Source organism: Alphaproteobacteria bacterium (assembly GCA_019695395.1).
GTDB lineage: Bacteria > Pseudomonadota > Alphaproteobacteria > JAEUKQ01 > JAIBAD01 > JAIBAD01.
This window is the reverse complement of sequence record JAIBAD010000002.1, coordinates 79,086-87,485: the sequence shown is the minus strand read 5'-3', so window position 1 is coordinate 87,485 and position 8,400 is coordinate 79,086. Positions and strand designations below refer to the sequence as shown.

Here is an 8,400-nt window from a genome sequence, read left to right as displayed (position 1 = left end):
AATTTGGATTATCAGGTGTAAATCCAGATTCATATTTTTGTTGTTTATATAGTCTTCTAACTTCAATTTCTTGTTCTCCTAAATTAACCCTATCTAATTCAAAAGGTTTTGATTGATTTTGGATCAAAGATTGTTTTTTTGTTTTTACTATAAGCATTTTTGACAATTGCATCATTTTGATACTGGTTGATAAAAAATGCCGGGCTATAAATTTATCTTGGCTTAATTTTGTTTTATCATGATTGGGATTTATATTTTTTGCTATGTCTAGAGATTTGGCTGTACATTCATGTGCAGCTAAAACAAAAGCATAATGACATAATTTCCTAAAATCTTCTTCATAAAAAAACCATCTCTTAATTTGATTTGGATCATATCCGAGATCCATCGCTGCTTTTGTTAAATCACATCCCGTTGATAGTTTAAAAGCGATTTCTTCTCCAATAGTTGAATCATAAGGGGTCATTTGATATCCTCCGGACATAAAAAAACCCGTTGATTCCAAATCAACGGGTTTATATTGAAAATAAAACTTTTCTAGTATGTCATATTTATTACACTATTTTTTCATTCTTGTCAAGATTTTTTTTTCATTTAAAAAAATTATATATAAATATTTTTGAACAAATAATACTTAAAAAATACAAGTAAATATTTGGCAAATTCATAAAATATTACAATAAAATATTTTATATAAATGTATTAAATTTTATATGCATGAAATTTGATATATTTTATCAATTTATTGTTTTAATTTATAATTTATCAAATTATATTTGGTAAAAAATTAATCTTTTGTTAACTATATTTTATCTAAATTTTTTTTAGTTTATTTTATTTATTTAATTTTTATTAAGAGAGTATTTATGAAAAATATATTTAACAAAAAAATAATTTTACTTATAACATTTAGTTATATTTCTTCTATTTCATCTATTAATATTAGCCATGCTGATCCACTAACCGACAAAGTGTTTTACACATCAACAAGAAGTGAGAAAGATGGGTTTACATTTGAAGAAAGGCTTTTCGAAGATGGAAGTATCATCAAACAACCACTTATAATTACAGTAAGTATCAACCTTTTCCAGGTTCAACTTTATAATTAAACAAACCTTTAGAACTAAATACACCAGCGAAATTATATAGTTTTGAAGGTACACTTCCAAATGCCAGTATTCTTAATAAAGAATTGCAAAAAGCTATTGCTTTTGGTGATTTATTACCAGGTGGTAAAAATGGTATGGTTAAATCTAAAACAACCAATGGGCAAATGGGCACTTTATCAAAAACGACCCTATCAATTACCGAATATGAAAATGGTGACCGTGTTGAAACCTATCCTGATGGGACAACTTTTACTTATTATAGTGAACTAGTAGGGCACATCATTATAGATCCTAAAGGTGATTTAACTTTTAATTTTAAAGGGTATATCAGTCAATTGGGTAAATATATAGTTGCAGACATTATAAGTAAACTTACGTTTAAAAAGACAATTGCTTATAACTATGGAGATAAACAGACTATCCATATAGCACCACCTGAACTAAAAAGCCCGTTCCAGCACCCGCCTTTCTCTATTTAGACAGACCCAAAGTTGTTCGAATAGAAGCACCTAAATTAAGTTCAGAAATAATTAATACTGGAACAAGTTCATTAATAAAATCGGGGCCTTTCAATCAAAATTCATTCATTGGTAATTCTAATCCCGGTCTATATTCAAAACCATCTGATAATGGGGTGCATGAGCGATCAAAAGCTACGGTAGAACGTCAACCAAATTCGTAAATTCGTACAGTTAAAAAGTCAGGGTCATAAAACCCTGACTTTTTTAATTACACTTTTCTTCTTAAAACAATAGAAAATACAAGGGTAAAAAAAACTCCAAAAGATACCATATGTTTGTATTGAATAATTGGTATACGAAATAAATCAACGACCATGCTATTCCATATCCACATCATACAAATAGATAATAATAATGCTGCGATAAAAACGACATGATCCATTTAATTGTACGTCGTATCTTATGTTCAGAAGAGACTTGTCCTATATCGCCCATGGCGAAAGACTTTTTTCATTTTAAAATTTAAGTTTGTATAGTTTTATTATCATATTTAATTAATCATATATAAATAAATTTAATTGAAAAAAATTTTATTGAAAAATAATTTTTCAAATTTAATAAAAATTTAGATTTATATATTTTATATAAAATAGTTTCAAAAATTAATCATCTATTAACTTTTGTCATTTATAAAATTTCTTATTTTAAATTATTTTATTTAAGGAGATTTTAATGAAAAATATATCTTATTACACTTCTATTTCTATTAAATTGTTATGCTATTTTATAATTTCCATTATATTCATTAATAGTGGATGGGCTGCTCCTTCTATGGAGAGAATAATCTATAATTCTTCCACAAGTGAAAAAGATGGTTTTAATATTGAAGAAAGAACTTTCGGAGATGGTAGCAAACTAAAATTACAAACCTACACTCTTGATATTAAAAGATTCCTTTTTGATGATCCTACTAAACCGCTCTTAAGTCCTCCACGTCGACTATATACAATTGGAGGTACACTTCCAGCTGGAACACTTCTTAATAAAACACTTAGTGATGTAGTAAATGGTGATTTATTAAGAGCTGGCGGTCAAGGTAACCCCAAACCTCAATCAACAAGCACCAATGGACAAACTGGTACTTTAGGGAAACCTACTAAATCTATTGCGTATTATCAAAATGGCGATCGTATTGAAACATACCTTGATGGAACTGTTTTTATTTTATATAAAGACTTAGGTGGATATATTATTAAAGATCCTAAAGGTAATATAACCTTTGAATTTAAGGGGCTTCCAACTGCTCAGGGTAAATATATTGTTCAGGCCCTTTTCAATAAAATAACTCATACAATTGCACCTAAATATATGGGGAGTACTGGTGGATCCACTGTTCGTGTTGCCCCACCTAGCCTATTTAATCTAACTTCATCAGTTGGAACAACAGCACGAGGATTATATTCTAATGCAGCTAATAATGCTATGCGTGACGGATCTACTGTTCGTGTTGTCCCACCTAGTCCATTTAATCAAGCTTCATCAGTTGGAACAACAGCACGAGGATTATATTCTAATGCAGCTGATAATGCTGTACGTGAACGGCCAACTGTTAAAGAAACAGATATTAATCTAGATTTAAATTACTAATTTCTAAAACCAATAACCAATCCCCAAGGTCTAAATTAACTTAGATCTTGGGGAGCTTTTTGTGGTAGAGATTAAAAAATAATGTGTAAATTATATTATTTTATAACCTCTTCTTTAAAAATAAAAAACGAATTTTATGATAAAGAAAAAGCAGCAATGTCTCTATCCCAAAAGATAAGCATGTTTATATTGAATAATTGATACATAGAACAGATCAAAAGCTATACGACCACATAATACCAACAGAAAACAATACCATCATAAAAATATGTGAACTACCCTTCTTATACGTTGTGATTTATGTTGATAATTACATAGTATCGTCATTTTCTTGTCCTTCAGGTAATTGATTTTGTAAAAAACTATCCAATAGTTTTAATGTCTTTAATGTAACATTGACATCCATAGGTGAAAGTTCTTGGGCCAATGTCATTAAAACTTGTGATTCTTTCATTCGCATTTCTTTGAATAAATCACGTCCCCTATCTGTCAAGGTAACTAGAGATGAACGTTGATGTTGGGGGTTAGATTGTAAAGATACATATCCTTTATCTTGAAGTTGATCTACCAAAGTTTGTATATGCTGGCGTGAAACACCTTTTGACCCAGCAATATGGGGAACTGTTTGCATTCCGTAATCAAATAAACTTTCCAATACCCCCCGCATCGCCGTCGTTATATCCGTTGATTGATGAAGCTCATCCGCAACGGCTTTTAATCGGTGAAAACAAATCCGTATGTTGCGGATAACATCAATTAAATTTTTTTCAAATGATCCCACATAAACTCCTAATTATATAATTAATTTCTTAAAGGTAATTTTAAAGAAAAACTTAAAGAATGGACAGGTAAAGTTTTATAATTCTCTAATCCATAATGATTAGGTCCATCTTGTTTTTTTGGGTTTTCATAATAAGTTCCAAAAATATGATCCCATAAAGAAAATATTGACCCATAATTACTATCAGTTTGGATTTGTTGATCTGAATGATGCCAGGCATGCATTGAAGGTGTCACAAAAATAATTCTTAAGATTTTATCTATTTTTTCTGGAAATCTTAATCGTGTATGTGTTATAACATTCCATGCCGCATCAAAAATTTCATACAGAATTATAGATAAGGGAGATATACCTGTAAGAATAATTCCAAAAACCACAAAAGGCAAAGAAACAAACCATTCCAGTGGATGGAACCGCACTGTTGTGCTAACATCCATATCTGTATCTGTATGGTGAAGGCGGTGAATTTTCCATAAAAAAGAAACTTTGTGCATTGCATAGTGAATATAATAACCAATTAAAGTCCGGATTAAGAATCCGATCAATATTTGGCATAAAATTGGTAATTCTATATTTAGAGAAAAATTTAAGTTATTTAAAAATCCAATATTATGATTCTGAGCCCAAATTGCTGTACCTAAAGCGGTGATAGGTAAAAACCCTAAAGTAAAAATATTAAGACATGTTAAAAATATGTTATTGAACCACCTTGTTTTATTTTTTTGCCAGTTGGGTTTGTAGCTAAATATTTCGCCTAAACCAAATATAATTAATAATCCAAAAAACATACCATATTGAAGCACTTCACCATAAATAGTTAAAAAAGTAGATATATTAACCATAAAATCTCCTATATTTGACAATATATTTGTCATATTAATTAATGACAATTAAATTGTCAATACCATAATTTTTCTAAATATAATTATATAAAAAAGCCTTTTAATCCTAGGATTAAAAGGCTTTTTTATATAAAAGATTAGTTAAATTATCTTAGAGTTCTGGCGATTTCTGGCTTTTCTTTTTGAACATCTACAGAACGGTTTGATTCAGAAGCTGTTCTCTCTCTATCATAAGAGGATCTGTCTTTTCCATTATCTTTACTATTTTGAAATTCGTCTAGGCGGGCTTTAATTGAGTTTTCAACACAAATATTTGTGCTAACTTCTGTATAGCCATTTATACAATAAGCATAAGCATAGGGTAAATTTACACCCATTAACAATAATCCCGCACAGATTATTTTAATTATTTGCATATTTGTACCCTTTAAAATTATTTATTCCATTATTCATTTATTCATTATACGTACAATATAAGAAATATTCAACATAAAATGAATCTAAATCATATTAAGATTACCTAGAATAAGTTAAAAAATAATTAAAATATTTACTTTATTTATAAACCGTAAGATTTTTAATTAAAGAATCTTACAGTTTATAATATTTAATTCTTAATTTTTAGGAGCTTTTTCTACTTTTTGAGTTTCTTTCTCAATTTCTGGGGATGACCTTGATTCCGAAGCCGAACGTTCTTTGCCATCTGATTTGGAATCGAGCTTTTTCCAAACGTAATCTAAATGTATTGGCAACACAATTATTGGGAGCCATTTCTACATACCCCTTTGGACAAGAAGTAAAGGCTGAAAATGAACTTGTACTTAGAACAAGTAATATAATTAAAAAAATTACTTTAATCTTTTGCATAATATAATCCTTTTATAAAATTTATTATGCATAATCTATTGGAAGAATATTTAAAGATATAAAATTATTAGAATTTTAAAATTATAACTTAAAATAAATTAAAAAATAAAATAGTATTTATTTAAATTTTTAATAATTAGGATGAGTTTTTTGTTCTGGATCCTAAATAATTAGGATGAGTTTTTTGTTCTGGATCCTAAATAATTAGGATGAGTTTTTTGTTCTGGATCCTAAATAATTAGGATCCAGTGGCCAACGAGGACGCGCAGCAAAATCCAAAGAATCGCTTAATCCCATTTTAAATCTTTCAACCCCTGCCCAAGCAACCATCGCCGCATTGTCTGTACATAAAGATGGAGGGGGAATAATAACTGAACATCCAAATTCTTGACCTAAATCATTTAAACGTTGACCTAATGTTTGATTAGCTGCAACACCGCCCGCTGCAACTAAGGTGGAAAATGAAATTTCTTTTTTATCTAAATAGGCTTTTGCTTTTTTTAACCGATCAATAATTGAATTAAAAGCTGCCTCTTCAAAGGAGGCCGCGATATTTTCTTGATCTTCTGATGATAGTAAACCTTGGGTTTCAATTAAAGATGTAATTAAATGACGGACAGCTGTTTTAAGACCCGAAAATGAAAAGTTGCAATTATCTTTTCCAACCATAGGCTGGGGAAGATCAAACTTATTGAAAGATTGACGTATTCTAGCCTTCCGCGCTGCCTTTTCAAGGGCCGGACCACCTGGATAATCGAGATTTAAAAGTTTAGCAACTTTATCAAAAGCTTCCCCCAAAGCATCATCAAGCGTTGTTCCCAAGCACCAATAATTTCCTATACCTTTGACAAATAACAATTGGCAATGTCCGCCTGATATTAAAAGAAGTAGATAAGGAAATGAAATTTTATGCGTTAATCTTGCTGTTAATGCATGAGCTTCTAAGTGATTAACTGCGATCAAAGGTTTATCCCAAACTAGAGCTAAAGATTTTGCCATTGTCAATCCCACTAACAATCCCCCAATTAATCCCGGGCCTGCAGTTGCAGCAACTGCATCAATTTGAGCAGGTTTAATATTACTTTCTTTTAAAATATTCTTAATAATTTGGTCTAAATGATCAATATGGCTGCGTGCTGCAATTTCGGGGACAACCCCGCCAAAAGGTTGATGAAATGCAAATTGGGATAAAACTTGATGGGCTAAAATATCACCTTGATCATTTACTAAAGCCGCTGCTGTTTCATCACAACTTGTTTCCAATCCCAAAATAATCACTGCGTTATACCTAATTCTAAAGCCGTGGGAATAATTTCAGAAAAGGCTTTTTGATGATCCCATTTATTTGCAATATGGCTCGCCGACATCAGAGATTTAAATAAAATTTGCTGACCGCCTTTTTGATCACCAGCTTGTGTCATAAAAATAGCGATACGTCTTTCGGTCCAGCTTTTCTTAATTGGGTCTTCAATCATATCTGTCATATCTGCTGCTTCTAAAAACCTATTTTCCATAGAAAGTTCTACGGCAGATGTTGCCCATCCATCATAAATATCTTGTTCCGCCCACACCCGATCACTTTCATTACTAATTAAATTAAGATCTCTTTTCACTGCTGCCATTGTTTTGGTAGCTTCAACAACATCACCCATACGCCATTGAACCAAAGCAATATTTGAAAAAAGTCGTGCTCTGAACGCAGGTTCACTAATGCCTTTTATTTCTTGAAAAGCCTTTGTTAAAAAATCTATGGATATTGATGTTTTCCCATAAGCTGCATAAGCAAGTGCAATTGTATTTTCAGCTAAAATTTTTTCCCCATCACTCTCTATCAAAGATAATAATGCTGTTGCTTTATTTAAAGATTCTTCTGCTTGGCTTTGATCACCCAGTAAAGATAAACGACGGCTTGCTTCACTTAAAATTAAAATACGTCCCAAAGGATCCGTTAAGTTTCGTTCAAGATGGAGCGCTCGAAGAAAAAGCTTTTTTGCCATATCTTTATTATTTAACAAACGCCAATATGTCCCAGCTTCCATAATCAACCATGCTTCATCTGGACGACCTTCTATATCTTTTAAATTTTCCATAACTACAGACAAAATTTTCTGCGCTTCTTCATTGTGTCCCAAAGATTGTTTTACAGATGCTACTTCCATCAAAGCTCTTATTTTATCAATTGGATGTTGAATTGTTTTAATAATATCAAATATTTTAGTTTCATAATTTTGATCTAATCTTTGAGATGTAGCTAATGAAACGGCTATTTGTCTTAAAATGGTTGATTTTTGTCTTATATCACTAATTTTTTCTGCTGCATCTAAAGCTCCAATTAAATTATTATTAGCACGTGGATCTTTAGCAATCATTTGCCCCAAAGCCGTGTTAGCCATAATCACAGCTCGAAGTTTATAATCCGTTATTTCATCAATAGATATTGCATTGGTCGTTTTGAGCACACATTCTAAAATGTGATCAATTTTGTCGCAAACCATATTTTTTTCTTTTTCCTCTTTACAGGATGTTATTAATAACAAGGCAGTTAAAAATATAAATATCGAGGATTTTTTAGTAAAAAATATCATCTTTTTCATATATTCTGTCCTGATATCTATAATATCCATTATTTTAACCTTTCTTTAAAACATACTTATCGGATTTTTGATTATTGACCGTTAGGTTTATTTAGTAAA

General features: G+C 30.6%; 9 protein-coding genes. 2 read left to right on the top strand and 7 right to left on the bottom strand.

Translation table 11 applies throughout. The features are described 5' to 3' along the window. The coding region (locus K1X44_00930) for a hypothetical protein (GenBank protein MBX7145852.1) at positions 1-466 on the bottom strand (466 nt) is incomplete at its 3' end. Between the two features lie 726 nt (positions 467-1,192). On the opposite strand from K1X44_00930, the gene K1X44_00925 reads away from it, so the two are divergent. Next, positions 1,193-1,588, top strand: coding sequence for a hypothetical protein (locus tag K1X44_00925; protein MBX7145851.1), 396 nt, complete (start codon positions 1,193-1,195; stop codon positions 1,586-1,588). A 250-nt stretch (positions 1,589-1,838) separates the two neighbouring features. Here the strand turns inward: K1X44_00925 and K1X44_00920 are convergent, their stop codons facing one another. Then, a complete protein-coding gene (locus K1X44_00920; GenBank protein ID MBX7145850.1) occupies positions 1,839-2,012 on the bottom strand; it encodes a hypothetical protein in 174 nt (57 codons plus the stop codon). Positions 2,013-2,302: 290 nt separating this feature from the next. On the opposite strand from K1X44_00920, the gene K1X44_00915 reads away from it, so the two are divergent. Beyond that, positions 2,303-3,217 (top strand): hypothetical protein, encoded by a 915-nt coding sequence (locus K1X44_00915; protein MBX7145849.1) that lies wholly within the window; start codon positions 2,303-2,305, stop codon positions 3,215-3,217. 310 nt (positions 3,218-3,527) lie between these two features. On the opposite strand, the gene K1X44_00910 is transcribed toward K1X44_00915, so the two are convergent. From K1X44_00910 to K1X44_00890, 5 genes are all read right to left on the bottom strand, one after another. After that, positions 3,528-3,998, bottom strand: a complete 471-nt coding sequence (locus tag K1X44_00910; protein MBX7145848.1) for a MarR family transcriptional regulator — start codon at positions 3,996-3,998, stop codon at positions 3,528-3,530. Positions 3,999-4,018: 20 nt separating this feature from the next. Further along, positions 4,019-4,840 (bottom strand): sterol desaturase family protein, encoded by an 822-nt coding sequence (locus tag K1X44_00905; protein ID MBX7145847.1) that lies wholly within the window; start codon positions 4,838-4,840, stop codon positions 4,019-4,021. Positions 4,841-4,986: 146 nt separating this feature from the next. Continuing rightward, the gene (locus tag K1X44_00900; protein MBX7145846.1) at positions 4,987-5,256 is read right to left on the bottom strand and encodes a hypothetical protein; all 270 of its coding nucleotides are present in this window, start codon (positions 5,254-5,256) and stop codon (positions 4,987-4,989) included. Between the two features lie 655 nt (positions 5,257-5,911). After that, positions 5,912-6,985 carry a tRNA (adenosine(37)-N6)-threonylcarbamoyltransferase complex transferase subunit TsaD gene (gene tsaD, locus K1X44_00895; GenBank protein ID MBX7145845.1) on the bottom strand — a complete coding sequence of 358 codons (1,074 nt, stop codon included), beginning with the start codon at positions 6,983-6,985 and terminating at the stop codon, positions 5,912-5,914. After that, on the bottom strand, positions 6,982-8,202 hold the full coding sequence (locus K1X44_00890) for a hypothetical protein (GenBank protein MBX7145844.1): 1,221 nt from the start codon (positions 8,200-8,202) through the stop codon (positions 6,982-6,984). The genes tsaD and K1X44_00890 overlap by 4 nt, the downstream gene beginning before the upstream one ends. Between the last annotated feature and the right edge of the window lie 198 nt (positions 8,203-8,400).

Bases quoted from the DNA above. Each gene is read 5' to 3' on its own strand.
- K1X44_00920 (MBX7145850.1), bottom strand. From the start codon at position 2,012: ATGGATCATGTCGTTTTTATCGCAGCATTATTATTATCTATTTGTATG.
- K1X44_00915 (MBX7145849.1), top strand. From the start codon at position 2,303: ATGAAAAATATATCTTATTACACTTCTATTTCTATTAAATTGTTATGC.
- K1X44_00905 (MBX7145847.1), bottom strand. From the start codon at position 4,840: ATGGTTAATATATCTACTTTTTTAACTATTTATGGTGAAGTGCTTCAA.
- K1X44_00900 (MBX7145846.1), bottom strand. From the start codon at position 5,256: ATGCAAATAATTAAAATAATCTGTGCGGGATTATTGTTAATGGGTGTA.
- K1X44_00890 (MBX7145844.1), bottom strand. From the start codon at position 8,202: ATGGTTTGCGACAAAATTGATCACATTTTAGAATGTGTGCTCAAAACG.